27 protein-coding genes are annotated in these 23662 nt (G+C 34.5%); 8 read left to right on the plus strand and 19 right to left on the minus strand.

The genetic code is table 11. The features are described from left to right. Positions 1-48: 48 nt before the first annotated feature. The 7 genes from WR164_RS08110 to WR164_RS08140 form a co-directional block, all read right to left on the minus strand. Complete coding sequence (locus WR164_RS08110; RefSeq protein ID WP_286137112.1) at positions 49-417, minus strand: hypothetical protein; 369 nt, start codon at positions 415-417, stop codon at positions 49-51. Next, on the minus strand, positions 395-730 hold the full coding sequence (locus WR164_RS08115; RefSeq protein ID WP_286137114.1) for a hypothetical protein: 336 nt from the start codon (positions 728-730) through the stop codon (positions 395-397). The genes WR164_RS08110 and WR164_RS08115 overlap by 23 nt, the downstream gene beginning before the upstream one ends. Positions 731-746: 16 nt before the next feature. Then, the gene (locus tag WR164_RS08120; protein ID WP_286137176.1) at positions 747-2048 is read right to left on the minus strand and encodes a Y-family DNA polymerase; all 1302 of its coding nucleotides are present in this window, start codon (positions 2046-2048) and stop codon (positions 747-749) included. Positions 2049-2160: 112 nt separating this feature from the next. Next, positions 2161-2535 carry a hypothetical protein gene (locus WR164_RS08125; protein ID WP_286137115.1) on the minus strand — a complete coding sequence of 125 codons (375 nt, stop codon included), beginning with the start codon at positions 2533-2535 and terminating at the stop codon, positions 2161-2163. A 120-nt stretch (positions 2536-2655) separates the two neighbouring features. After that, positions 2656-3522 carry a hypothetical protein gene (locus WR164_RS08130; protein ID WP_286137116.1) on the minus strand — a complete coding sequence of 289 codons (867 nt, stop codon included), beginning with the start codon at positions 3520-3522 and terminating at the stop codon, positions 2656-2658. Between the two features lie 107 nt (positions 3523-3629). Further along, positions 3630-4250 carry a hypothetical protein gene (locus tag WR164_RS08135; RefSeq protein ID WP_286137117.1) on the minus strand — a complete coding sequence of 207 codons (621 nt, stop codon included), beginning with the start codon at positions 4248-4250 and terminating at the stop codon, positions 3630-3632. Between the two features lie 171 nt (positions 4251-4421). Next, complete coding sequence (locus WR164_RS08140; protein WP_286137118.1) at positions 4422-4985, minus strand: hypothetical protein; 564 nt, start codon at positions 4983-4985, stop codon at positions 4422-4424. 331 nt (positions 4986-5316) lie between these two features. On the opposite strand from WR164_RS08140, the gene WR164_RS08145 reads away from it, so the two are divergent. After that, positions 5317-5793: a hypothetical protein gene (locus WR164_RS08145; RefSeq protein WP_286137119.1), complete on the plus strand. Its 477-nt coding sequence runs from the start codon at positions 5317-5319 to the stop codon at positions 5791-5793. A gap of 30 nt (positions 5794-5823) precedes the next feature. Here WR164_RS08145 and WR164_RS08150 read toward each other — a convergent pair whose 3' ends face one another. The 8 genes from WR164_RS08150 to WR164_RS08185 all read right to left on the minus strand — a co-directional run bounded on the left by WR164_RS08150 (position 5824) and on the right by WR164_RS08185 (position 13608). Beyond that, the gene (locus WR164_RS08150; RefSeq protein WP_286137120.1) at positions 5824-6477 is read right to left on the minus strand and encodes a hypothetical protein; all 654 of its coding nucleotides are present in this window, start codon (positions 6475-6477) and stop codon (positions 5824-5826) included. 175 nt (positions 6478-6652) lie between these two features. Then, complete coding sequence (locus WR164_RS08155) at positions 6653-7402, minus strand: alpha/beta hydrolase (protein WP_286137121.1); 750 nt, start codon at positions 7400-7402, stop codon at positions 6653-6655. 14 nt (positions 7403-7416) lie between these two features. After that, the gene (locus WR164_RS08160; protein ID WP_286137122.1) at positions 7417-7941 is read right to left on the minus strand and encodes a biotin transporter BioY; all 525 of its coding nucleotides are present in this window, start codon (positions 7939-7941) and stop codon (positions 7417-7419) included. A gap of 203 nt (positions 7942-8144) precedes the next feature. Continuing rightward, a complete protein-coding gene (argF, locus tag WR164_RS08165; RefSeq protein ID WP_286137123.1) occupies positions 8145-9176 on the minus strand; it encodes an ornithine carbamoyltransferase in 1032 nt (343 codons plus the stop codon). Positions 9177-9201: 25 nt separating this feature from the next. Then, on the minus strand, positions 9202-10434 hold the full coding sequence (gene arcA / locus WR164_RS08170) for an arginine deiminase (protein WP_286137124.1): 1233 nt from the start codon (positions 10432-10434) through the stop codon (positions 9202-9204). Positions 10435-10457: 23 nt separating this feature from the next. Beyond that, the gene (locus tag WR164_RS08175; RefSeq protein ID WP_286137125.1) at positions 10458-11402 is read right to left on the minus strand and encodes a dihydroorotate oxidase; all 945 of its coding nucleotides are present in this window, start codon (positions 11400-11402) and stop codon (positions 10458-10460) included. Positions 11403-11414: 12 nt separating this feature from the next. Next, positions 11415-12674 carry a dihydroorotase gene (gene pyrC, locus WR164_RS08180; protein WP_286137126.1) on the minus strand — a complete coding sequence of 420 codons (1260 nt, stop codon included), beginning with the start codon at positions 12672-12674 and terminating at the stop codon, positions 11415-11417. Continuing rightward, entirely contained in the window at positions 12658-13608 is a 951-nt protein-coding gene (locus WR164_RS08185) for an aspartate carbamoyltransferase catalytic subunit (protein ID WP_286137127.1), read from the minus strand. The genes pyrC and WR164_RS08185 overlap by 17 nt, the downstream gene beginning before the upstream one ends. 511 nt (positions 13609-14119) lie before the next feature. On the opposite strand from WR164_RS08185, the gene pyrF reads away from it, so the two are divergent. From pyrF to WR164_RS08200, 3 genes are read left to right on the plus strand one after another with little or no spacing between them, the layout of a single operon-like run. Next, complete coding sequence (gene pyrF, locus WR164_RS08190; protein ID WP_373876927.1) at positions 14120-14809, plus strand: orotidine-5'-phosphate decarboxylase; 690 nt, start codon at positions 14120-14122, stop codon at positions 14807-14809. Positions 14810-14830: 21 nt separating this feature from the next. Further along, complete coding sequence (gene pyrE, locus WR164_RS08195) at positions 14831-15454, plus strand: orotate phosphoribosyltransferase (RefSeq protein ID WP_286137128.1); 624 nt, start codon at positions 14831-14833, stop codon at positions 15452-15454. A 52-nt stretch (positions 15455-15506) separates the two neighbouring features. Beyond that, positions 15507-16214 (plus strand): ATP-binding cassette domain-containing protein, encoded by a 708-nt coding sequence (locus tag WR164_RS08200; RefSeq protein ID WP_286137129.1) that lies wholly within the window; start codon positions 15507-15509, stop codon positions 16212-16214. Positions 16215-16247: 33 nt separating this feature from the next. Here WR164_RS08200 and WR164_RS08205 read toward each other — a convergent pair whose 3' ends face one another. Further along, the gene (locus WR164_RS08205; protein WP_286137130.1) at positions 16248-17615 is read right to left on the minus strand and encodes a glutamate--cysteine ligase; all 1368 of its coding nucleotides are present in this window, start codon (positions 17613-17615) and stop codon (positions 16248-16250) included. A gap of 163 nt (positions 17616-17778) precedes the next feature. Further along, positions 17779-18543 carry a gamma-glutamyl-gamma-aminobutyrate hydrolase family protein gene (locus tag WR164_RS08210; protein ID WP_286137131.1) on the minus strand — a complete coding sequence of 255 codons (765 nt, stop codon included), beginning with the start codon at positions 18541-18543 and terminating at the stop codon, positions 17779-17781. 604 nt (positions 18544-19147) lie between these two features. Here WR164_RS08210 and WR164_RS08215 point away from each other — a divergent pair. The 3 genes from WR164_RS08215 to WR164_RS08220 all read left to right on the plus strand — a co-directional run bounded on the left by WR164_RS08215 (position 19148) and on the right by WR164_RS08220 (position 20547). Beyond that, positions 19148-19690: an extracellular solute-binding protein gene (locus tag WR164_RS08215; RefSeq protein ID WP_286137178.1), complete on the plus strand. Its 543-nt coding sequence runs from the start codon at positions 19148-19150 to the stop codon at positions 19688-19690. 124 nt (positions 19691-19814) lie between these two features. Beyond that, the gene (locus tag WR164_RS08425; RefSeq protein WP_373876928.1) at positions 19815-20042 is read left to right on the plus strand and encodes a DUF3923 family protein; all 228 of its coding nucleotides are present in this window, start codon (positions 19815-19817) and stop codon (positions 20040-20042) included. Positions 20043-20082: 40 nt separating this feature from the next. Then, complete coding sequence (locus WR164_RS08220) at positions 20083-20547, plus strand: DUF805 domain-containing protein (RefSeq protein WP_286137179.1); 465 nt, start codon at positions 20083-20085, stop codon at positions 20545-20547. Between the two features lie 57 nt (positions 20548-20604). Here WR164_RS08220 and WR164_RS08225 read toward each other — a convergent pair whose 3' ends face one another. After that, entirely contained in the window at positions 20605-21804 is a 1200-nt protein-coding gene (locus WR164_RS08225) for an MFS transporter (protein WP_286137132.1), read from the minus strand. Next, positions 21801-22229 carry an L-tyrosine/L-tryptophan isonitrile synthase family protein gene (locus WR164_RS08230; RefSeq protein ID WP_286137134.1) on the minus strand — a complete coding sequence of 143 codons (429 nt, stop codon included), beginning with the start codon at positions 22227-22229 and terminating at the stop codon, positions 21801-21803. Before WR164_RS08230 ends, WR164_RS08225 begins: the two co-directional genes overlap by 4 nt. Positions 22230-22278: 49 nt before the next feature. Between WR164_RS08230 and WR164_RS08235 the strand changes: the two genes are divergently transcribed. Next, positions 22279-23400 carry an aminotransferase-like domain-containing protein gene (locus WR164_RS08235; RefSeq protein ID WP_286137135.1) on the plus strand — a complete coding sequence of 374 codons (1122 nt, stop codon included), beginning with the start codon at positions 22279-22281 and terminating at the stop codon, positions 23398-23400. Positions 23401-23662: the final 262 nt, after the last annotated feature.

Genomic DNA, 23662 nt, shown 5'->3' on the forward strand with positions numbered 1-23662 from the left:
TTGTAAATTCCAAGTACATTTTAGGTAAAGATTAAGTAAAATTAGGATTTATTTCATCCTAACGTTTTCGACATCTGATAATTTTACTCGCACGACCGCATCACTACTATTGATAAACACAATTCCATGTTGCATCCCTAAAATTACTCCATACAAATCAAAATGATCCCGTTCATAAATATTAATTTGAGCAATCATAGCACGATGGCTGGATGCAGCATGTTCAATTGCTTTCAATAGTACATCATGATTCTGCCGGCGTTGCTTTTGAATAATTTTATGGTGCTTAACCTGTTTTAGAGAAGCGACATGGTCACTAAGCATAAAACCATGCCACTTCATCATTCCGCGGTCATAGTAATAATGATCAATAAAATTCTGTGCAACTTTATCACTAACTGGATGCTTGACGACCATTGCTTCGAACCCCCTGTTTAATTAATTTAACTTCCCGTTTTTCAAATTGGCGGTAAACAATTGCCAGTTGACTGCTTTTTCGAAACTCCACTAAAATAGCGATTAACCGATCAAAATCAATCGGAATTGAATGCAGCGGCACTGCCCTTGTTAATTGATGCTTTCGTTTAATCTCAAAATAAAAATTAATTCGATGATCATAATAATCCTTAACGATAATTAAGTAATAAAACACATTGGATAAACCCTTGAACCAGGGATGGATTCGTTGCAAAACAATTTGAGCATCCCGTTTAAATGCATCATTTTCCAATTCTTATCAACTCACTTTACTTAAATGCATTGCCGCCATTATGGCCGCCTACTAAACCATTCCGTTTAATGCGGGTGGCACCTTTTTCCAAACTGTACGGATGAATAATGGCATCATTCCCAAATTTTTCCCGAATATGATCGATCACTTTATCAACGTTAGATGATTTAGCTTGCTGCTTATGGTGATGAAACAAATCTAATTGTTCATGGGTGACTTTCGTTAATTGATGGTAACTCACCGTTATTTTGCGAACACTAGCACCCTTTCGCCAATATCGCTTAAAAATTTGAATCAATGCTTGGTTCAAAACGGGTGTTTGGTCCGTTGCTTTGATTTGATGACTATGTGAAAATCCCTTTCCATATCCTTTTCCTCGGGCATTAAAACTGTAATTAACTGTTAAGTGAATATCTTTCGCTTGTTTACCCAAATGCCTGAGCCTAGAAGCAACCTGTTCGCCCATTTCCTTAATCACGACTTCAATTTCATCTTGATGAACGTAGTCATGTGGTAAAACTTGGGAATTTCCAACACTCTTGCTCTTAGCCCGCACCGGCTGATCTAATTGAGCACGGTCAATCCCATTCGCAATGGCAAACAGCTGGCCGCCAATCACACCCATCTGAGACTTTAACCAAAATGGATTGGTATGGGCTAAATCTCCTAAAGTTTCAATTCCGTAACGATTTAAGTGCTTTGCCGTATTTTTACCAATACTCCACACTTTATTCAGTGGTTTGACATCCCACAGCTTTTTTCCAAATGTTTCATAGGTTAAGGTCCCCATCATCTGGAAATCATGTTTAGCAAGAATATCCAATGCCACTTTGGATTGAAGTGGATTTTCACCGATGCCAACCGTTGTATATAAACCCAATTTTCTTTTGACAGTTTTTTGAATTCTTCTGGCCACTTGTTTTGGTGAATCACCAAATAGTTGCCAAGTGTGAGTCATGTCTAAAACTGATTCATCAATTGAATACGGATAGACATATTTATCCTCCGTAAAATGGGTAAAAATTTGATTAATCTCAAGATTCTTTTTAATGTATAAATTCATCCGGGGCGGCACAATTATCATATTAGGATCATTGGGTAAATCACGTTTGCGATCCACATTACTGAGGTTGTATCGCTTTTTCGCCTGGGGTGAAGTTGCCAAAATCAATCCACCGTTCGTATTATCATTTTCAGACAGAACGACCAAAACCGACTTCATTGGATTTAATCCCAGCATGATACTTTCAACGCTAGCGTAAAAAGATTTATTATCAATCCACATGAAGACACCATGCGGTTCTTTACTGTAATCCAACATGGTAATTGACCTCCTTCTTTAGAATAATTATTATCTAGCATGACCATTTTAGCACAAAAAATAAGCACCCCTAAATGTTTAAAATTACACTAAGAAATGCTTAATTAATTTACCTATGAGATGATGGCCGATGAAGTGATAGCCACTTCGAGCTTGAGCGATTAACGACCCAGAAATCAGTACTGGTATTTCGGAATTTCTTACCCTTAATGTACCACGGGTAACTAGTCCTGGTTCCCATTACAAATACTTTTGAACCACGTTTGATCCGTTTAAGTTGAATTCGTTGTCCTTGATATATTGGATTAACACAGTGAATTCTTTCAGCTATCACATGGTGCTTAAGATACACCCTGCGATAAGTCCGCCAGTAATGATTTTTTATTCCTGGAACCGAACTAGCACGGGCATTGTTAGCAACGCCAAATGTCATAATGACGTTAATCACCGCCATCAATGTAATTAATAGTTTCTTAAAATTCATTTTAAATCACAAATCTCCTTTAATAACTTTTATTATTATATCATAATGATTAGTGATAGTAAAAACTACAAAACGCTTGAATCCATGGGATTCAAGCGTTTTTATTAATTTTAATTTAAATTATTTACGGTTTCTGCGTCCATTTGTTTTACGTGCATGGTGAGAAACTTTTGCATTGTGAAGTTTTGAAACCTTATGAGATTTCTTCGCAGCAGTTTTCTTACTGTGTTGAACATTCTTATTGTAAACAGCGGCATTATCAACGAAACCAGCATATTTACCATTCTTAGATGATACGTAATAACGAGTAGCACCAGTTCCAACGTTAGTCATTACTGTAATCTTATTGATCTTAAATAATTGGTTTTTAAGACGATTGGTTTTAATGACACGCCCATTTTTAGTTGTTAAAGTGTAATCAGATTTTAATAAGTAATGGTATCCACGTTGGTATTGTCCCTTAGCATTGGCGCCAAAATAATTAGTGGTTCTAACAGGTTTATTGGTATAAGCAATTCGGACATTTCTAAAACGTGGTTTTACAGTTCTTTTAGTAACTGCTTTCTTACCACGGAGAACATTCTTATTGTAAACAGCGGCATTATCAACGAAACCAACATATTTACCATTCTTAGATGATACGTAGTAACGAGTAGCACCAGTTCCAACGTTCTTCATTACAGTAATCTTAGTGATCTTGAATAATTGACCCTTAAGGCGGCTAGTCTTAATAACATGGCCCTTCTTAGTTGTTAAAGTGTACCCAGATTTTAATAGGTAGTGATAACCACGTTGGTATTGTCCTTTAGCATTGGCGCCAAAGTAACTTGAATCACGAACTGGTTTATTAGTATAAACAACTCGAACGGTTCTGAATGATGGTTTAACAACCTTTTTAGCACCAACATTGTTACTTAATGCTAATGGAGCAACTAAACCTAAAGCAGCAACAGCTAAAGCAGATTTTCTCATCAAATTGAATTTCATCATGTAACATCCTTTTTGTAATATTTTTGTAATATTTGTAACGCAACTTTAATATAACATAAAATAAGTATTATTCAACCATTTTCGATTAAAAAATTAATTTTAATTTACATCCCTTTAGCAGCATCGTGAATATCAGCTAAGATTGCATCGCGATTTCCCTTATTACTAACTTTTAATGCAATTCGACGTGCTAATTTCAATTCCTTTTTATCAAATTTTGTTAATTTATGAGTTTTATAAACATGATCAAAAACTTTGTCAGCAAGAGCACTTGATTTATCTTGATACTGATCCTGCTTGGTAACACCATGCAAAATGTTCTGATTATAAACAGAAGCTCCATCAACGTATCCAATATACTTATGATTTCTAGAGGTCATATAATATACAATTGCTCCTGCAACTGAATGGGTTAATTCCTTAATTTGAGTAATCTTAAATAATTGCTTTCTTAATTTCCAGGTTCCAATGTGATGGCCATCATTAGTGGTAAATACGTCACCTGGTCTAACCCGGTAATTATATCCACGTTGGTACTGGCCTTTTGAATTAGCACCAAAATAGTATTCTTCATTCACTTTTTTATTGGTAAAATGAATTTTAACTGTTTTAAAAAATGGCTTTTCAGTTTTCTTAGCACTAGCGTTACCGCTTAATGCTAATGGTGTAATCAAGCCTAAAGTTGCCAATAGTAATGCTGATTTTTTCATTAAATTAAATTGCATATTACTGCTTCTTTCTTGTAATAATTATGTAATATTTGTAACACAGCTTTAATATAATATAAAATCAGAATTATTCAATTGAATTTAATAATAAATATTTTTTAATTTTGTAAACTAAAAGTACATCTAGATTTTTAATTCATCTAGGTGTACTTTATTTATTGTTGAATATTAATCTTGTTTTACAGTATTCATATAATCATTAAACAATTGTTGTGCGTCAACATAGGAGTTGAATTGGTGAATCAATTCAATATGACTGCCAATTCGTTTAGCTAAATAAAATTTATCATCCTTAGCATTAAATTGATATGGATGCCGATAAAAACAAATCAGCATATCCATTTTAACGTGGCCTGGTTGAACGATTTGTCCGCGTTTAGCAACTTCATACTTATCTTTAAAAGTAGTAATGCCCAACCGATAATCTAAATCATTATGATTACTCGATAGTTGTCGAATGATACCGATTAAATTAGTGATTGAAATGATGAGTAAATAAAACATAAAGTAAATATTGAAATTAAAACTGGTTGAAATCAAGCAAAATGTAAAGACAATCAGCCAAGTATCACTAATTAATGGGTAAGCTAATGCGAACCAAAATCGTTTCACAATGTATTCCGGGACAAACCGTTTTTGATTAATATGAATTGGTTTAAAAATATTCAAAAAATCAACCATCGGCGTTAAAAATAGCAGAAATACAAAGGTTAATAATAACGTCACAAGCAAAATCTTAAGCCCCTGATTAGAATTAATAGAATTAAACAATAAGGTAAAGTAACTCGTTAAATTTTGGTTAAACAGGACAACCGAATAGGAATTAATCAAATTGTAACGAATCAACCAATAAACTAAAACAAATATATTTAACATCTGATACCATTTTAGTGGCCAGTGACGATATTTTAATTTTACATTTTTATATACATACAAAATTAATTCAGTTCTTTCAAAAGTCTAATTTAACGCGAATTTGCAAAGATAAAACCTTTATTATACACTTTACATATTGTTGGTCTATGAAATTTTGAAAACTAAACAACCGAGGCATTTATATTATATGGAAAGAAACACACCGAAGGAAAAATTTATATCAAGGTATAACAAATCAAGAATGGTCATCACAATTTCTAATATCATGATATTGTGTGCTGCCGCTTCGTTATTAATTCGTGTTATTATTCATGCATTTGCAACGCCGTTCACCATCTTATCATTCGTTCATAATGGTAGTAAGATGGCTGCCATCCTTTTATTAATCGCACTCTCATTAATGAGGCAGGAATACTTAATGATTTCCTACCATAATGCTAACCATATGAACCAATACCTGTCGTTGCCATTATTTAAGGATCGCCCAATCGAATATGAAGCAGAAACCGTTGAAATTATTTTTATCATTGATTTACTAACACTTCATTTAACCACCTGGATGTTATCAAGCTTTATCGCAATTCCAATCGTTTTTATTAGTATCATATGCCTATTATTCTACCATTTATTCTTTAAAGATTATCAAATAAAAACAAATAACTAGATATTTCTAACAATATCTAGTTATTTTTGATTATAATTTGAAATATCCACGGTATAAATAATGATGAAATTCATAGTTATTTAGTCGTTTTTTAAAATCACGTTGAATTAGTTCAGGTCGAATGGTCCGGTAATTTCTGGTTAATTGAACAGCATCAGTTTTTACTAATTTTTTTCTGATAATTTTTGCATATAAAAATAGATTGTATTCCACCATATCTTTTTCAAGATGCCGTTCATGAATCATGTCTTGATAACGATCATTAAATAGATTAGTAATGACGTTAATAACCCGCATTAATTGGTGATTATCTTCAATTTGAAAGTAATCATCAATATCATTTTGTTTAACTGATTGATCAAAAGTATTATTATCAAGATTCATCTTATCGTACAATAAATGGGATAAATTATGCTTATACTTGTGATTAACGTCTGGTAAGTAAACGTCATGAAAACCCCTTTTGATTTCATTATAAAATGCACGCTGATCATATAAGGCCAAAGATAATCCTTGAATGAAATACAATAAATAATTAATTTTAGCAACCGGAAATAAATTAACCGATTCTATTTTTTTATTAAAATGTAAATTCAAATCTTCCGGATGATAATAGATATGGTTATTAACTCGCATCCAGTTAGTAATTTTTATAGCATCCTGCAATTCGATCATCACTTTCAATCTATTTCCTACATTAAACCACATTCTGCTTGAAAATTCATGAATAAATTTAATATTTTACTTTACATAATATAATTCCAGTAATTGCGCTGGCTATAAGAATAATATTAATAATTAATGCTAATAATAAAAAGACGAAAGATCAAAAATAATCTTCCGCCTTTTAGTCTATCTTTTATTTCAAAAATTGATTTACCTTTTTCATTGCCATCTCCTGATCAGCACCATGAAAAACATGGTCAGCACCCAGAATTTTAAATAGTTCGGCATTTTGATAAATTTGCATTGCTTTTTGACTATACTTAATGTTCACAATGTGATCACTTGTGCCATGACATATCAACACTGGCTTTTTAAAGTTGCCAATGATTTTCCAAATATCGAAGTCCTTCGCATCATCAACGTATTTTTGACCCAGTGGGATGTAATGCACATTATATTTACCCCATGGTAAATTAGTTAAATTTTTGTCAGTAATTTTAACGTGACCATCATTCATGTCATCTTGAATGCAGTAGCCAGGATAGAACAAGACTAAGTGTTGAAAAACATCTGGCATCTGACCAGCAGTCACACCGGCAACATAGCCGCCCTGTGAACAACCCATCAAATCAATTTCTTGATAGTTCAACGACTGAACGTATCTTACAATCTGTTTTAAATCTGCAATTTCGGTTAAAACGCTATTGTTTTGATAGTCACCATCACTTTTGCAACGGTGGTTACCCGATCCACAAAAATCAAACACAATTGCATCAAATCCTGGTTCTACAATTGATTTAGCATAACGGCTAGCTGAAATCATGTCGGAACCATAACCGTGGCAGATAATGATGACCCGTTTTCCTGATTTTGGTTGTGATTGGTAAATTCGTCCGCGAATCGTTAAATGATCTCGTTTAGTCTCAAATGTATTCATTATCATTTTATTACTTCCCATCATTTATTGTGAATAATGACTCGTAGTTTTTGGCTGACGAACGTGGAAATCACACACTTCACAATTTCCGGAATAATGAATGGGACTAAAGAAGTAAACAGGCTAACTTTCCAAGTCATCCCCGTATCAAATTTAAACCAGATCCAGCCAAAGACCAGGTTGATCACACTTGCTAGTAATGGATACACGAAGCTGTAGTGATCATATTTCACAAACTTACTGGTCATGATGGATAAGAAACTAACTTCCAGTAAAAATGAAATCAGAAAACCACCCGTTGGCAATAAGAATGATGCTGGACCGGATGAGGCACCACCAGCAAAGACTGGTAAACCCACAAAACCTAATAATAGGTATAAAGCCACGGTTGAAATGGCCAGTTTCGGTCTTAGAGTTCCACCAATAATCAAAACGGCTAGCGTCTGAAGTGTAAATGGAACTAGCGGCGTTGGGATTGTAATTAGTGAAAACAAAATTAATAATGCTGCAAAAATTCCCACAAATGAAATTTCTTTTACTTTCAATCTAATAATCTCCCGTATTTTTTGACGTAGCTCCATTATTACCCTTTTCATGGTGATTGATAACATCAAAATAAACTAAAAAAGATTTAAAGACATTTTTTAATTCAATGAAATATCTTTAAATCCCATGGTGTAAGTATTATTAATCTTTAATTATCAATTTCAATCTAAATCATTTCTAAGTGACAAATCGGTTCAAATGTTTAAACTTTTGGAATAAACAAATCACCAGCAGTGGCAGCCATCATTGCTTTAATGGAGTGCATCCGGTTTTCTGCTTCTTCAAATTGGTGTGCGTATTTACTTCTGAAGACTTCATCGGTAACTTCTAGTTCTGATAAACCGTATTTATCTTCAATTTCTTTGCCTTCACTGGTCTTATCATCGTGAAATGCTGGTAAACAGTGCATGAAAATTAATTGATCATCAGGAATCTGAGTCTTCTTTAAAGCTGCCATGTTAACTTGATATGGTTTCAATAACTGAACCCGTTCTTTCCAGTTCGTTTCGCCCATTGAAACCCAGACGTCGGTGTAGACAACGTTAGATCCCTTTAATCCCTTATCAATGTCATCGGTAATCATTAACTTAGCACCTGACTTAGCAGCGTATTGATTAGCCATCTTCTGGGTTGCTCTACTTGGGAATAGTTGTTTTGGAGCAACGATATGAACATTGACCCCTAAAATGGCACCGGTAACTAATAATGAATTAGCCATGTTATTACGGCCATCACCCATAAAGGTTAAGTTAATTCCTTTAATATGACCAAAGTTCTCTTTGACTGTCATGAAATCAGCTAACATTTGAGTTGGATGCCATTCATCCGTTAAACCATTCCAGACTGGCACGCCACTATATTTAGCAAGTGTATTAACAGTACTTTGTTTAAAGCCACGGAATTCGATTCCATCGTACATGCTGCCTAAAACTTTAGCAGTATCTTCAACGGACTCACCATCCCCTAAATGAATGTCATTCTTACCCAAATATTCAGGATGGGCACCCAGATCATTTGCAGCAATTACGAATGACGAACGGGTTCTAGTTGACGGTTTTTCAAAAATTAAAGCAAAATTTTTACCTTCCAAATAATGGTGAGGAATATGATTCTTCTTCAAAGTTTTCAAATGAAGACCAAAATCGATTAAGTAGTTCAATTCATCCGCATTAAAATCTTTTTCTGATAAAACGCTGCGACCCTTAAAAATATTTTGTTCAAAATGATTTGTCATAATTAATCCACCCTTTAATTCAAATTTAAATGTCTGCTCTAACAACTGGACAACTCATACACCTTGGACCGCCGCGGCCCCTTGATAGTTCACTTGATGGTACCGTGATGACGTTAATCCCATGTTCTTTTAGAAGTCGGTTCGAAACATAATTTCTATCATAGGTAATCACAGTCCCCGGTGCAATTGTTAAAGTATTCGATCCATCATTCCACTGCTCACGTTCGGCCATGATGGGATCACCGTTACCGGTTGGGATGATATCCAATTCACTCAAATGTAAAGCATCTTTCAAAGTTTGTTTCAAGTTAGTCCGATGTTTATATTCGATTTTACCATCTTTCCCTGGTGTTAACACGTAAATATTAATATCATCATTTTGATTTAAAATTCCGGGATACATCGTGAATTGGTCATAATTAACCATTGTGAAAACGGTGTCTAAATGCATCATTGCATGGTTATGCGGAATTTGAATCGCAATCACCTTATTAAAGGAACTCTTTTGAAACAGTTTTTGTGCCATTTCTTGAATTGCTTTAGCAGTTGTTCGCTGTGAAATTCCAATCGCAATCACGTGTTCACTTAAAACCTGTTCATCCCCGCCTTCAATGTGAGAATACGTGTGGTTTCGATTCCGCCAGACAGGAATGTTTTGCCCCTCGAACATGGGATGGTAATTCAAAATTAATTCATTAAATAGTGATTCACGCTTCCTGGCAGCAAACGTCATATGATTAATGCTAACGCCATTGCCAATAAATGCTGACATATCACGTGTAAAGTAAATATTCGGCATTGGATCCATGTAAAACGGGTATGGATTATCAGAAACACTACTAGCTAAATCGTTATAAACAATGTGCAGTTCGTTCTTCCGAACCCCCGCGATAATTTTATTAACCATCGTTTGAGTATCCATGCTGTTCAAATATTCCTTTAAAGCATCATGAATCACGCCACTCGGGTAATTTGATTCAGTTAACATTCGATCTAAGAATGCTGATTTAACTTGGGGACCGCCATGATTCAATGCTTCCTTGGCCATTTTTTCCAAATACAAAACATTTACGCCGTATTGTTTTAAAACACTGGCGAATGTATCGTGCTCTTTTTGAGCAATTGGCAAGTATGGCGTTTCATCAAACAGCAATCTCGACATCATCCGTGGGGTAAAGTTTTCAATTTCTTTTCCAGGCCGTTTTAAAATGACAGTTTTCATTTTGCCGATTTCCGAAGTAATATGAATTGGATCCATTTTAAATCTTCCTTTGTGATTGATTATTCTAGTGACTTTAACTTTCCTCTAAATTCGTTAACAGAAGTATAGCCTTTTTCAACCATAATTGCTGCTAACTCGCTTTCTAATCGGTTGAAGATTTTAGGGCTTTCGATTCCCAATTGGGTTCCAACTGAAACTAAGTCGGCACCACATAATAAATAGGCAAAAACATCTTTTCCGGAAGTAATTCCACCCGTGCCAATCATCTTAATTGATGGTTTTAAGCGTTCCCTTAATGCACGAACGTTAGCTAAACCAGTCGGCAAGACCATTTTCCCGCCAATGCCACCAAAACCTTTTTTCGGTTTGATGACGACTGATTCGGTTTCAATATCAATCCATAAGCCGTTCCCAACCGAATTAATTGAGTTGACGTGGTCTAATGGAAATTGATTCAAAATTTTAGCAATCTGGTCAAAATGGTTTAAATCAAAGTATGGCGGTAACTTAACGCCAATTGGTTTCTTAAAAAATTTAAACACTTCGGTTAAAATTTTATTGGTCGTTTCAAAATCATAAGCAATCTGGGGTTTGCCAACGACGTTCGGACACGATAAATTTAATTCCGTCATCCCCTGATAATCTGAATCCTGAATTTGTTTCAATAGTTCAATGTTTTCATCGAATGATGTTCCGGCAACCGATAGAATCGTCGGCTTATCAAACGATTTACTAAGTAAATAATCCAAATAGTATTGCAAACCATAATTAGGTAATCCCATTGAATTAATCGATCCGGCACCATTCAAAATACTGTGATAGCGAGGATTAGGATTCCCCTTCCTTGATCTTAAAGTGGCACTCTTAGTTACAATGCCGCCGGTGGCTTGATTATCTAATAAATCATCTAAGTTTTGTTTGGTTCGGCAATAGACACCGGATGCGTTTAGAAAAAGGTGCTTAAATGTAAAATTACCGATTTGAGCTGTCATTTGTGGTTGCATTGAATTAACTCCTTACTTATTTTGATAAACGATTTTTCCATTACAGATAGTCACCATCGTTTGACCGTAAACTTTATATCCTGCAAACGGGGTATTCTTCCCTTTTGATAGAAAGTGTTCCGGATTGATTTTAAATGGATGATCTACATCCATAATTGAAAGGTTGGCATGATGGCCGACTTTAATTTGCGGATCTTCTAATTGAAACAATTTAGCTGGTTGATGTGACATCCATTTTAATAAGGTCGTTAAACTGACAAGGCCACTTTTTACAAAGCGCGTATACATCAAGCTAAACGATGTTTCTAAACCAACGATCCCAAATGAAGCTGACATCATGGAGCCACTTTTTTCTTCCTTACTATGGGGCGCATGGTCGGTTGCAACAGTATCAATCGTGCCATCTAGCAAGCCACCGATTAAAGCCCGCCGATCCTCAGGGGTTCTCAACGGTGGATTCATTTTCATCATGGGATTATCACGCGTGATCATTTCATCGTCTAAGAATAAATGATGGGGTGAAACTTCAGCGGTTACATTGATGCCATGAGCCTTTGCAATTCTAACCAATTCAACTGACTTTTTGGTTGAAATGTGGGCAACGTGGTAGTGAACACCAGTTGCTTCAGCCATGACCAAATCACGGGCCAATTGTGTTGTTTCACTTAATTTAGACATTCCTGGCAATCCCAATTTAGTGCTTGCTTTTCCAGCATTCATCACCCCGCCATGAATGAAGTTATCATCTTCAACGTGGGCGACCAACGGTTTATTAATCTTTTGGCATGCTTTCATAGCTTGATACATTGTATCTGCATTCTGAACGCCATGTCCATCGTTTGTGAAACCAACAGCACCTAATTTTGCCATTTGTTTGATATCATCAATGTGGTTAGCAGTTAAGTCATTCGAAATCGCACCAAATTGTTGCGTATTAATCACACTACGTTCTTGGTTGCGTTGAAACATTTGCTGCAGTTTCTTGGGCGTATCCACCACCGGTTTCACATTTGGCATCGCACAGACGGTTGTGAAGCCACCGTGGGCAGCTGCCAAACTGCCAGTGTGAATATTTTCTTTATATTCCAGGCCAGGATCCCTGAAATGAACGTGGGTATCAATTAATCCTGGAATGACAATGTTATGTTGCCCATCAATGACTTTGTCAGCACTAACATCAATTTCAGGAGCAATTTTAACGATTTTTTGATCATGAATTAAAATTGATGTTTCATGATGATGCAAAACCACATTTTTAATTAATGTGTTCATATTCAGGCTCCTCGATTAAATTCATGGATTTTAAAACTGAATATAAGATTGCCATTCTGGCGTAAACGCCATTATGCATTTGTTTAAAAATTCTCGATTGTGGTGCTTCAACTAAATCGGAAGCAATTTCAACGCCACGGTTAACGGGTGCTGGATGCATGATAATGGATGTTTTCTTCATTAAATGGGCCTTAGCATCTGATAAACCATATTTTTCATAGTATGCTTTAGGTGTAAAACTGCCCGCTGCTGATTGATCAAACCGTTCTAATTGAACCCGTAGTTCCATGACAACGTCTAACTTTGGCAAGAGTTTGTCAACATCTTCTGGTTCAATAAATTTTCCATATTGATCAAAATCTTTTGGATACCACTTCTTAGGACCACTGAAGTAAACATTTGCTCCGAGGTCAAAAAAGAGCTGCGCGTTAGAACGTGCAACTCTTGAATGTGACAAATCGCCAAAAATACCGATATTTAAACCGTTTAAATTGAAGCGACCGAATTCTTCTGTAATCGTCATTAAGTCTAAAAGACTTTGTGATGGGTGTTGACCATGGCCATCACCAGCGTTAACTAATGAAAGTCTAACGCGAGGATCAGTATCAATGCCTTGATACCAACCAGTCTTAGGATGTCTGATGACAACGACATCCACACCAATTGCTTGGAGGGTTTTAATCGTATCACTTAATGATTCACCCTTAGTAACTGAACTAGTACTGGGGTTGATGCCAATTAATTTCATTCCTAACTTTAATTCGGCCATTTGGAATGAACTATGGGTTCTAGTGCTGTTTTCAAAGAACAAATTAGCACCATAAACTGGCTTTTTTAATTGAGCTTTTTTCCCATTTTTAAAATCATGAGCCAATGTAATTAACGAATGAAGTTCATCCTTAGATAATCTGTTGATGTTCAAAAAATTTTTCATCTTAATAATCCCCCTAAATATGAAAAACGACCATTTCTAATCAGAGAAATGGTCGTTTGATATTCTTTATTCTAGTTGCATAAAGTCAATATCAACTTGCCCTCTCTGGAACAAATTTATTGATAAACTGTATTAAAAAAGCTTCCTGAATATTGCATCAGAAAGCTTACCAAGTTAGGGATCAGTAATTAATCATTGTTCACTTGATCACTAACCTTGGCAAACTCACTGGATTGCCTTAAAGGTATGTAATTGATTTACAGACCATCTGTATATTAGCATTAATTTGATTTGGGCACAAGTCCAAATTACATTTTTCATCATTGCTTTTTAAATTATGACGTGCTAATCTTAATAAATGAAAATTAAATTCAATTATCAATAAACATACTCCAGAGAGGGTCCTTGATAATTTTTGAACAATTAAATGATGCCAATCAAAGTATAAGACGGTTTCCCCTCTGGATTAGGAGAACCGTCTTTTTAATTTGGCTTGATAGGAGGAATTTCATTGTCACCAGTGATCATTGCATTAGATTTTAGAAACCGATTGGAAGTCATGAACTTTTTAAATCAATTTCAGCATCCTGAAAAATTATTTGTCAAAATTGGGATGGAACTATTTTACAGTGAAGGTCCTCAGATTGTGAAGGATTTAAGAGCAAAGGGAATTAAGGTTTTCCTAGATCTTAAATTATACGATATTCCAAGCATCGTTGAAAAAGCGGTTAAGCAGTTAGCTAAATTAGATGTTCAATTGATTACGGTTCATGCATCGGGTGGTGAAGTAATGCTAAAAGCCGCTAAACGTGGTGCTGAAAATAGTAAGAAACATCTTAAAATTTTAGCGGTTACCCAATTAACTTCCACTTCTGAAGAACAAATGCAGAGGGATCAATTAATTTCCGTGGACCTCAAAACGTCGGTGACCCACCTTGCTAAAATGGCATACCAATGTGGCATTGATGGAACGATTTCATCGGCCTTAGAAGACCCAATGATTCACAAAGCAACTGGCAATGATTTTAAATGTATCAACCCAGGAATCCGGTTGGTAAATAATTCCAATGATGATCAAAAGCGAGTTGTCACACCCGAAAAGGCACACCAATTAGGAAGTAATGGGATTGTTGTTGGCCGTGCAATCACCAAAGCATCTGATCCAGTTAAAGCATACCAAAAAATAGTCAAAGCATTTTAAAAAGAATGGGGATTTTTTAATATGAATAATAAACAAGTTGCCGAACAATTACTAAAGATTCACGCTGTTTTGCTATCACCGAAGAAACCATTTCAATGGGCCAGTGGCATTAAGTCACCTATTTACACTGATAATCGTAAAACGATTGGTTATCCTAAGGTTAGGGATACCATTGCAAATACACTAGTCAAATTAATCAAGACCAAATATCCAGATGTAAATGCAATTGGTGGCGTTGCCACCGCGGGTGTTCCCCACGCTGCTATCGTCGCTGATAAAATGAAGCTTCCAATGATTTATGTTCGTTCTCATCCCAAGGATCATGGAACTGGGAAACAAATTGAAGGTCACTTACCAGAAAATGCTAAGGTCGTTTTAATCGATGATTTAATTTCAACTGGTAAAAGCGTTCTAAACGCCACTAAGGCAGTTAAAAAAGCTGGGATTGATGTTCTTGGTGTCGCTGCCATTTTTTCATACCAACTTCAAGATAGTGAAAAGAATTTTAAGGCTGCTGATGTTAAATTTGATACTGTCACCAACTACTCCACTTTAATTCAACTAGCAAGTGACCAGGGATTCGTTGATAAAGAAGAGTTAGCACTCCTTAAGAAATGGCGTCAAAATCCATGGAATTGGAATTAAAGTACTATGATATTTTAATATTTAAATACTTTGGTACTAATAAAATATAATTATGAAAATTAATGGTCCAATCAATGAAATTAAATTTCGTCAGTTTTCTTTTGATCAATTTAAAAATGTAAGAATCAATAATCTAAATACTAATATTAAACGCGGACAAATGATATATGTAATTGGGTCTTCAGGGATTGGTAAAACAACATTAATAAATTGTATGCTAGGATTCATAAAAAATTATAAGGGAAAAATTTATTATAATCATCATGATCTAAAAACTTTAAATTTAAATTCATTAAGAAAAAATATATCTTTAGTTTCACAGGATACCACCCTATTTAATGATACTATTTATAACAATTTAATTTATGGATTGAAAAATATTCCAACACACGAAAAAATATTGAAGTTATTTAATTACTTTAAAATCAATCAAAATCTTATCAACCAGAAAATTGTTAATAATGGAGCTAATTTATCGGGTGGACAGAAACAAAGAATTTCATTAATCCGTGCTATTGTCAGGCGTAGTGATATTTTAATCTTAGATGAAGCCACTGCAGCATTAGATGTTGATCTTAAGAAGAAAGTATATCAATATCTCAATCAATTTCATAGTAATCAAATTATTATCTGTATCACCCATGATACTAACCTTATTAATCCAAATGATAAAGTTATTTTTATATCAAATGACAAAACAATTTGCACATCTTTTGATAAATTAAAACAGAACTACCCTAGCTTTCAAAAATTAAATTAAAATGCTCCCGATTTAATATCGAGAGCATTTTATCTATGATTCAAAATCCCAACTACCATTGAATAAATGTTTCTTTAGTTCATCCTCTGAAACTAATCCATGTTTATCTTTAAATCCTTGATATTTATAATTGGATTCTAGTGCATACTTTTGATATTCCTTCGCACGCATCATCCCATAATCCAATAAAGAATGGTTCCTGATATGATCAAGCAAGCGGCCACTGGGTGTCATCCTTGGATGATTTAATCTAAATTCCATATCAGATAACATTTCTTTTAAATCTGGTCCCACTTGAAATTTACTGGCAAAGGTCCTTAATTGTTTAATAAATTGAAGTCCCTCTTCATAATATTTACATTTTGAAAGCGGACTTTCCAAGGTGACTTCTTCATTTCTTTTATCAGCTTCTGCTAAGACATCGTTAACTGATGATGTTTTAAGTGGTTGATTCATGATGAAGTATGTCATCAAGAACCTAAAGAATAATAAAGTATCGTTTCGAACCCCGACTAAACTACTGGGATCTAGATCAAGCATCCGCAATTCGATGTAATGAACACCATTTTTCGGTAATTGATGTAAATCAGAATCACCCTTCAGACGAACGGCACCATGAAATTCTGCATCCCGCAATAGTTTATGATCAGCAACTGAATCTAAAATCCGTTTGGCATAGTTTGAAACACTAGAATAATCCCCAGCAACCGGATCAACAAAACCATAGGTCGAACTTTGTCGCAAACTTCGAACGTAATGACCTGGCTGGTGATTAGATTCAAAATAATTCTTTTCAGCAAGTGGACTAGCACCAAATAAATATGTAAGTAACCAACGATAACGCATGAAACCTTGTGCAACTATTATGTATAGTCGATCTTTTAATTTAGCTTTATTTGGATATTGATCTTTTAAATTATGATATAGAGGATTTAAAACATCATCTTTAACACTCATATTAACGTGAACGCCATTAGGAGTTCCGACCGATAATCCCCGGCGATCAAAAATTTGTTTTAGATACTTTTCTTTTTCACCGCCAGCTTTAGCTAAAATTGCCTTGGTTTTATGCTTAGGAAGAATCGGCGGCATTGATAATGGCCATAGATACTGTTCATGATTCAATGCATTCCTTAAAACCCCATTGATACCGTATAGATATTGCAAAGCATCAAGTGCATTTTTGGCCGGTGGCGTTACTACTTCAGACATTGATTCTAAATAATCATTCGTAATCCATGGATTAGTCGCTTGATTCCCCAATTCTTTTGGATACGGATCGGTGCTTAACCTACCATTTTGATCAACCCGGTCCATTTCAACTTCAATTCCGGTATAAAAATCAGATAGCTGAGCTAATAATTTTTTATCGGCAATGACTTTTCCAAAATCATTCAACATATTAATTGCCTCCATTCTTAATTAAAATCTAATCAGATTTTAATTATTTAATATTATAAAGCAAAATTGAATAAATTTCCACAGTATATTTAATTTAATAAAAAAATACGCTAATCGGTAACTGAAAAGTTATCAATTAGCGTATTCATATTTTAGTTTTAAATTAAACTACTCTCGTATAACTACTTCGGGTTAAAGACTTTGCACGGCTAAAGAAATCTTTAAAAATATTTTCTTGAATTGGATGTTTCTTCCACAGTTGTTCAGGATGCCATTGAACACCCTGAACTAAATTATCTGCTGATTCAACACCTTCGATTACACCATCAGGAGCTTTAGCAACGACTGATAAACCATGACCAACTTGATCAATTGCCTGATGATGAAATGAATTTACCTTCGGACGTGAACCGACACTATCATATAACATACTTTCACGTTTAATATCGACATAGTGGGTTGGTTTGCTCGATTCATCATCCTGAAAATGCTTGATTTGATGAGAAAGATCATCAAAATACGTATCAATATCTTGATAAAGAGTTCCGCCAAATGCAACGTTAATAATTTGAATTCCACGGCAGATTCCAAGGACGGGTTTATTAAAATGGGTCGCAAGTTTAATTAAACGTAATTCGAATAAATCGCGTTTTCTTGACTGCGATGGCATGGCATCAATTTTTTGAAAATCTAAATGATGCTGTCCGTATAAATCAGATGAAACATCACTACCACCGGTAATAATAACGCCGTCAACCATCTTTAAAATACTGATAATATCTTCATCAGACTGGGTTGCTGGCATGATGATGGGTGTTACATGCATTTTAGAGCAAACATCTAAGACACTTTGGGGAAACTCCGAACGGATCATTTTGAATCCACTGGTATAACTAAAACTTGGCTGGGCAGATATTCCGATTCTCATTTAATAAACCTCCTAAATAAAATAAAGGAATTAAAAGGTTAGTAACTTAATTCACTAATAGCTACCAATCATTTAATTCCTTCAAAACATATTATATTTCGATTAATTTTATGATTTAACAATTAGGACAATGATTAATTATGATAGCTACAATTGTTATGACATTCACAAATCATACTAATACAATCTGACATAATCATAATTTTTTTAGCCATCATATCATTCATCCCCTTCGTTTAATATCAATTCAATTACATTGATAATAATATAAACCCATACGAATCATTTGTAAAGCATTATATCATTTAAATTTCTTCATCTTCATTATGATTGGATATGACGCCATTGTCAGCATGGTAATGATAAATAAAATCATTAACTACTGAATGATCGGAACAGCAATCATGTAGATCATAATGATATCTAGAACGACGTAGACAAAAATAAACAAGAATCAGTAAGCAATAAACGAAACCACCAGTCCATTTAAAATTCTTAAAATATTTTGATATATATATAAGAATCAAGGAAATGGAAATGACTCCAGGAGAACAAAAAGGATTCAATTGACTTTGGTTCTGGAAGCACCACCGTTTCAAATGAAATTGCCGCCTTTCTATCTAATAAACTGGGGATGTTCCTTGAATCATCAGCATACATTAGTCAATTAATCGCTGGGACGAAGGATAAATTAGGGATTACCTACTATCCACATGCCGATGGTCAAAAGGCAAATGGCGTTGCAATTGGTGGTGCATCCCTTTGGATTGAAAAGAATCAGCCGAAAAATGTTCAAGAAGGCGCCTGGCAGTTCATCAAGTACTTATCAAATGCTGAAAACCAGGCCAAATGGCAAAAAGCAACTGGGTACATGGCAATTAATAAGAACTCCAATCGTACATCCACCTTGAAGAATTTATATAAGAAGCAGCCGGAAGCTCAGGTCCCGACCGAGCAACTGAAACGCACCATTCCGAACTATTCTAACTCCGGATTGTTCTTTGAAGGGGTCCTAAAGGAAAGAATCCTGAGTCAAACTGCGATGCAGCAAATTAAGGATGATTCCAATATCAACAGTTCGCTAAAAACGGCTGAAGATAGTATGAATGATTATATTACTCAAAATAATAAGGCAAATAAGAAATAGTATCATCTTCATATTAATAAGAAATAAGCCCCTAGAATTTAGGGACTTATTTTTTATCAATTTGCTCGTTTAAATTTTCTATGTTAATTTTAAATTAATACATATTGAAAGGACTAGATATTAATTGAAGACATCTTTTAATGTTTTTTCAACAATTGGATTTATTTTTTGGATTGTTATTTACATTATTGTTGCCCTATTTTTATGGATACGAAGAATGGATGGAAGTGGTGTTATCAACACACTTCCTTATAGAATGATTTCACTATCAATATGGACTACTTTTATGGTATTCATTTTAATTATTGGATTAATTACATTTTTTGTTATTCGACATTATTTAAACAAATAATTAAATGATTTTGGAGGAATTTTAGATTAAGAATAAAAAGATTGGATTTTTAGAAGCGTACAAACTATATTGGTTAAATTATTTTAATTTTAAGGGAAACAGCAGTCGGTCAGAATTTTGGTGGGTCATTTTATGGGATCTTATTACATTCCTTGCTATTTTTATCACAACATTATTTATAGCTGCTGAATTTCATACACTTTTTCTGGATACTGTTATGATTCCATTATCTATTTGGGAGATTATTAATTTCATCCCAGGAATATCAATCACCGTTCGTAGATATCATGATGTTGGTATTTCAGGCTTATGGTATTTTGCTACCCCATTTTTAGGAGATACTTTAATTCAAAAAGCATCTAAATACGCTAATTATTATGAAAATGTCAATGAACATAAATTTATACTAGTGATTGATTTAATTGGAATCATCATTGAGTTAATTTCACTTGTAATCATATTGAAACCAACTAAGTTTCAAAATAATAAATACATTCATAATTAAACCATCAAAAAAATCCTTCAAATCAGATTTTTACATCTAATTTGAGGGATTTATTTTTTATATTTTCTTCCAATCAACTGCAATCAACACGATGACTAGCAAAATGAAAACTAAAACGAATTCCATTTGAGTAGTCCATGTGATCCACTGGTTAAACGGACCAGCCAAAAGACTACCAAGTGCAAGTCCTAAAACGGGGAACAATTCACCCTTTCCACGTGCTGATTGTCTTTCTTCAGAAGCATAAGATTTGGTTAGGAGTGCACTTCCGGATGCATAACTAAAGCTCCAGAAAACTCCAATCAAAAGTAGGGTCAACATGACTGTCATGTTAGTGATATTAAATACACTGACTAATGTTGCAATGATTCCAATTACTAAAGCAATCAAGATTTGAACTTTGGTCGAAAGGTATTTAGCGACAAAAAGTAACATGATAACTGGTAAATACATTCCAATCATATGTAATTGCATTCCCATCATTCGTTGATCAGGTGAACTTTGTAGTACATCCTGCATGAAAATTGTTGCACCAGACATGATCAATGCCATTGAAAAACAACTACAAAGGCAAATCAAACCGCCATTTCTAAATGAAGCTCGTTTTAAAAGTGAACCAAAACTAACGTGAACTGATGCTTGTGAACTATCTTCATCGTTTGATGAACCATCAAGGGTCTGATTAATTGCATGACCAGGCAAAAAGCTATTAATAAACATTGCACAAAGCCCTAAGAAACCAACTAATAGATAAGCACCAGCGTAAACCGGCATCATAATTTGACTAGTCCACGTTGCAAGAGCGGGTCCGACAATTGCAGCAACCACTCCGGCTGATAAAATCAGTGAAATACTGCGAACTTCTTTTCCATGTGAAACGTCGGATGCAACGTATCGATAGTAATTTGCGATTGCTTGATAAATCCCAACACAGGATGTTCCAATACAAAGGAAGATAAATGAATGGGATGTAACACTATACCAAGAAGATGTTCCGCCTAAAGCAGCAATCAAACCACCGATAATAAATAAAGCTTTGATTCCAATTTTAGTTGCTACTTTGGGAACTTGTGGTGCAACAATAACACTCAAAATCGATATTAGTACCATTGGAACGGTGGCATAAATCTTGCTAGGTGCCAATTCAGTTCCAACTAAGGCAGTAATTGTCATATCAACACTCATTGCTGATAAATAAACTGCCTGGGAACACATTAACAAACTAATTACTTTTTTATAACTTCTCGCTACGCTCATAATAAATCATCACCTATTTTAGTATTTTTGTCGGCATAATATAGAAAGTCTCCTGAATCCTTATCGAAAACTTCATACTTTGCTTCTTTCCAAACTTGTTGTGTTGATGTTGTATAAAATTTGTTAAAATTATTTTTAATAACTACACCCTGCCAGGGGAAAACTCTACTATGAGAATTAACAAGATGAATTCCAAACTGTCCATGTTTAGGATGAACAGTAGCTCTAATGCTTCCCTTATACTTATTCAAAACTGCATTAGTAATTCTCAGTGTAACTAATTTAGCAGTAAATTCGAATGCAGCATCTGATGACTGCTTTTGAACAGTTTTTGAGTATGTGTCAAAAAGCGACTTACAATTGTCAGGAGTCATTGAACTAAGAATTGAATAATTTAAATCATTTATATTTATATTACTCTTCATATTTTTAATTAGGTTTGGAAGTATTTTAGAAGCAGCAGTTGATCCGAAAGTGATTTCACTAGCTGGCGGATTACCATCACCTGATTTATTTCCAGTTAAAGAACTTAAAAAAGCATCAGACGAAGTTTTTGATAACGACGGAAAAACTGCCCTTCAATATGGAATGGCAGCTGGTTACGATAAATTAAGAGAACAAGTTGCACAAATGACAAGAGATCGTGGCGTTGATTGTACGGCTGATAACGTTGCCATCACAACTGGTTCAGAACAATCGCTTGACTTAGTTGGCAAGTTATTAATCAATCCTGGCGATACGGTTTTGGTTGAAGAGCCAACTTACTTATGTACACTTGATATCTTAAGAACTTACGGTGCCAATTTAGTTGGCATCCAAATGGATGAACATGGCATGCGAATGGATTTATTAAAAAAAGCACTGAAAGAACATCCAGAAACTAAACTAATTTATACTATCCCGAATTTTCAAAACCCAACTGGCCACACCATCCCAAATGCTAGAAGAGAAGAAATGGAAAAGCTTGCAATTGCTAATGGTGTCGTTATTTTAGAAGATGACCCTTATAATCGGGTTAGATACTCTGGTAAAGCACAATTTCCAGTTAAACATTTCGATAATACCGGAAATGTCATTTATTTAAGCAGTTTTTCAAAATTCTTAGTTCCTGGTTTGAGATTAGGTTGGATGGTTGCTGACCCATCATTCATGAAGAAATTAATTCCGATGAAGCAATCCACTGATTTACATTCTGATAATCTATCACAATACATTGCTTCAAGGTATTTAGCTGAAAATGATGTCACAAAACACGTTAAACAAATCTGTGATCTTTATCACAAACGTGCCGAAACGATGATGAAAGAACTGGATGAGAATTTACCAGAAGGTTCCACCCATAGTAATCCTGAAGGTGGGATGTTCCTATGGGTTAAGGCTCCTGAAACTGTCAATACAGTCGATTTGTTTAAAGAATGTATTAAACACCACGTTGCATTCGTTCCAGGTGCACCCTTCTATTCGAATAAAGTTAAGCAAGGAACATTTCGATTAAACTTCTCCAATGCAGATTCCGCTACCATCAAAAAGGGAATTGATCGCCTTTGCGATGCCATGAAGGAATATATGAAGAAGAATGAAGTTAAAGCAGAATAAAAATGATGAAATAAGATTCCCAAGATAAGATATAAAATCTTATCTTGGGAATCTTTTTAGTATATGAATTTTAGAAATGCTATGATATTGAAAATTATCAAATAAATTTCTAAATTATTTTAGGTGAAAATCATGAAGAAATTACTACATTTTTTACACTATGTTATTTTTATATTTTTAATTTCATTAATTCCAATCTTTATTTTAGGAATTATTCATGGAAATTTTGATTCTTGGGATGATTTCATTTCTACATTAATTC

Source organism: Philodulcilactobacillus myokonensis (genome assembly GCF_027923585.1).
In the GTDB taxonomy this organism is placed as follows: domain Bacteria; phylum Bacillota; class Bacilli; order Lactobacillales; family Lactobacillaceae; genus Philodulcilactobacillus; species Philodulcilactobacillus myokonensis.

What these genes read in the sequence shown, in the direction of transcription:
- WR164_RS08110 (WP_286137112.1), bottom strand. Translation starts at nt 417, where the DNA reads ATGGTCGTCAAGCATCCAGTTAGTGATAAAGTTGCACAGAATTTTATT.
- WR164_RS08125 (WP_286137115.1), bottom strand. Translation starts at nt 2,535, where the DNA reads ATGAATTTTAAGAAACTATTAATTACATTGATGGCGGTGATTAACGTC.
- WR164_RS08130 (WP_286137116.1), bottom strand. Translation starts at nt 3,522, where the DNA reads ATGAAATTCAATTTGATGAGAAAATCTGCTTTAGCTGTTGCTGCTTTA.
- WR164_RS08135 (WP_286137117.1), bottom strand. Translation starts at nt 4,250, where the DNA reads ATGCAATTTAATTTAATGAAAAAATCAGCATTACTATTGGCAACTTTA.
- WR164_RS08145 (WP_286137119.1), top strand. Translation starts at nt 5,317, where the DNA reads ATGGAAAGAAACACACCGAAGGAAAAATTTATATCAAGGTATAACAAA.
- WR164_RS08155 (WP_286137121.1), bottom strand. Translation starts at nt 7,402, where the DNA reads ATGATAATGAATACATTTGAGACTAAACGAGATCATTTAACGATTCGC.
- argF (WP_286137123.1), bottom strand. Translation starts at nt 9,176, where the DNA reads ATGACAAATCATTTTGAACAAAATATTTTTAAGGGTCGCAGCGTTTTA.
- arcA (WP_286137124.1), bottom strand. Translation starts at nt 10,434, where the DNA reads ATGGATCCAATTCATATTACTTCGGAAATCGGCAAAATGAAAACTGTC.
- WR164_RS08175 (WP_286137125.1), bottom strand. Translation starts at nt 11,402, where the DNA reads ATGCAACCACAAATGACAGCTCAAATCGGTAATTTTACATTTAAGCAC.
- pyrC (WP_286137126.1), bottom strand. Translation starts at nt 12,674, where the DNA reads ATGAACACATTAATTAAAAATGTGGTTTTGCATCATCATGAAACATCA.
- WR164_RS08185 (WP_286137127.1), bottom strand. Translation starts at nt 13,608, where the DNA reads ATGAAAAATTTTTTGAACATCAACAGATTATCTAAGGATGAACTTCAT.
- pyrE (WP_286137128.1), top strand. Translation starts at nt 14,831, where the DNA reads ATGAATAATAAACAAGTTGCCGAACAATTACTAAAGATTCACGCTGTT.
- WR164_RS08200 (WP_286137129.1), top strand. Translation starts at nt 15,507, where the DNA reads ATGAAAATTAATGGTCCAATCAATGAAATTAAATTTCGTCAGTTTTCT.
- WR164_RS08205 (WP_286137130.1), bottom strand. Translation starts at nt 17,615, where the DNA reads ATGTTGAATGATTTTGGAAAAGTCATTGCCGATAAAAAATTATTAGCT.
- WR164_RS08210 (WP_286137131.1), bottom strand. Translation starts at nt 18,543, where the DNA reads ATGAGAATCGGAATATCTGCCCAGCCAAGTTTTAGTTATACCAGTGGA.
- WR164_RS08225 (WP_286137132.1), bottom strand. Translation starts at nt 21,804, where the DNA reads ATGAGCGTAGCGAGAAGTTATAAAAAAGTAATTAGTTTGTTAATGTGT.
- WR164_RS08230 (WP_286137134.1), bottom strand. Translation starts at nt 22,229, where the DNA reads ATGAAGAGTAATATAAATATAAATGATTTAAATTATTCAATTCTTAGT.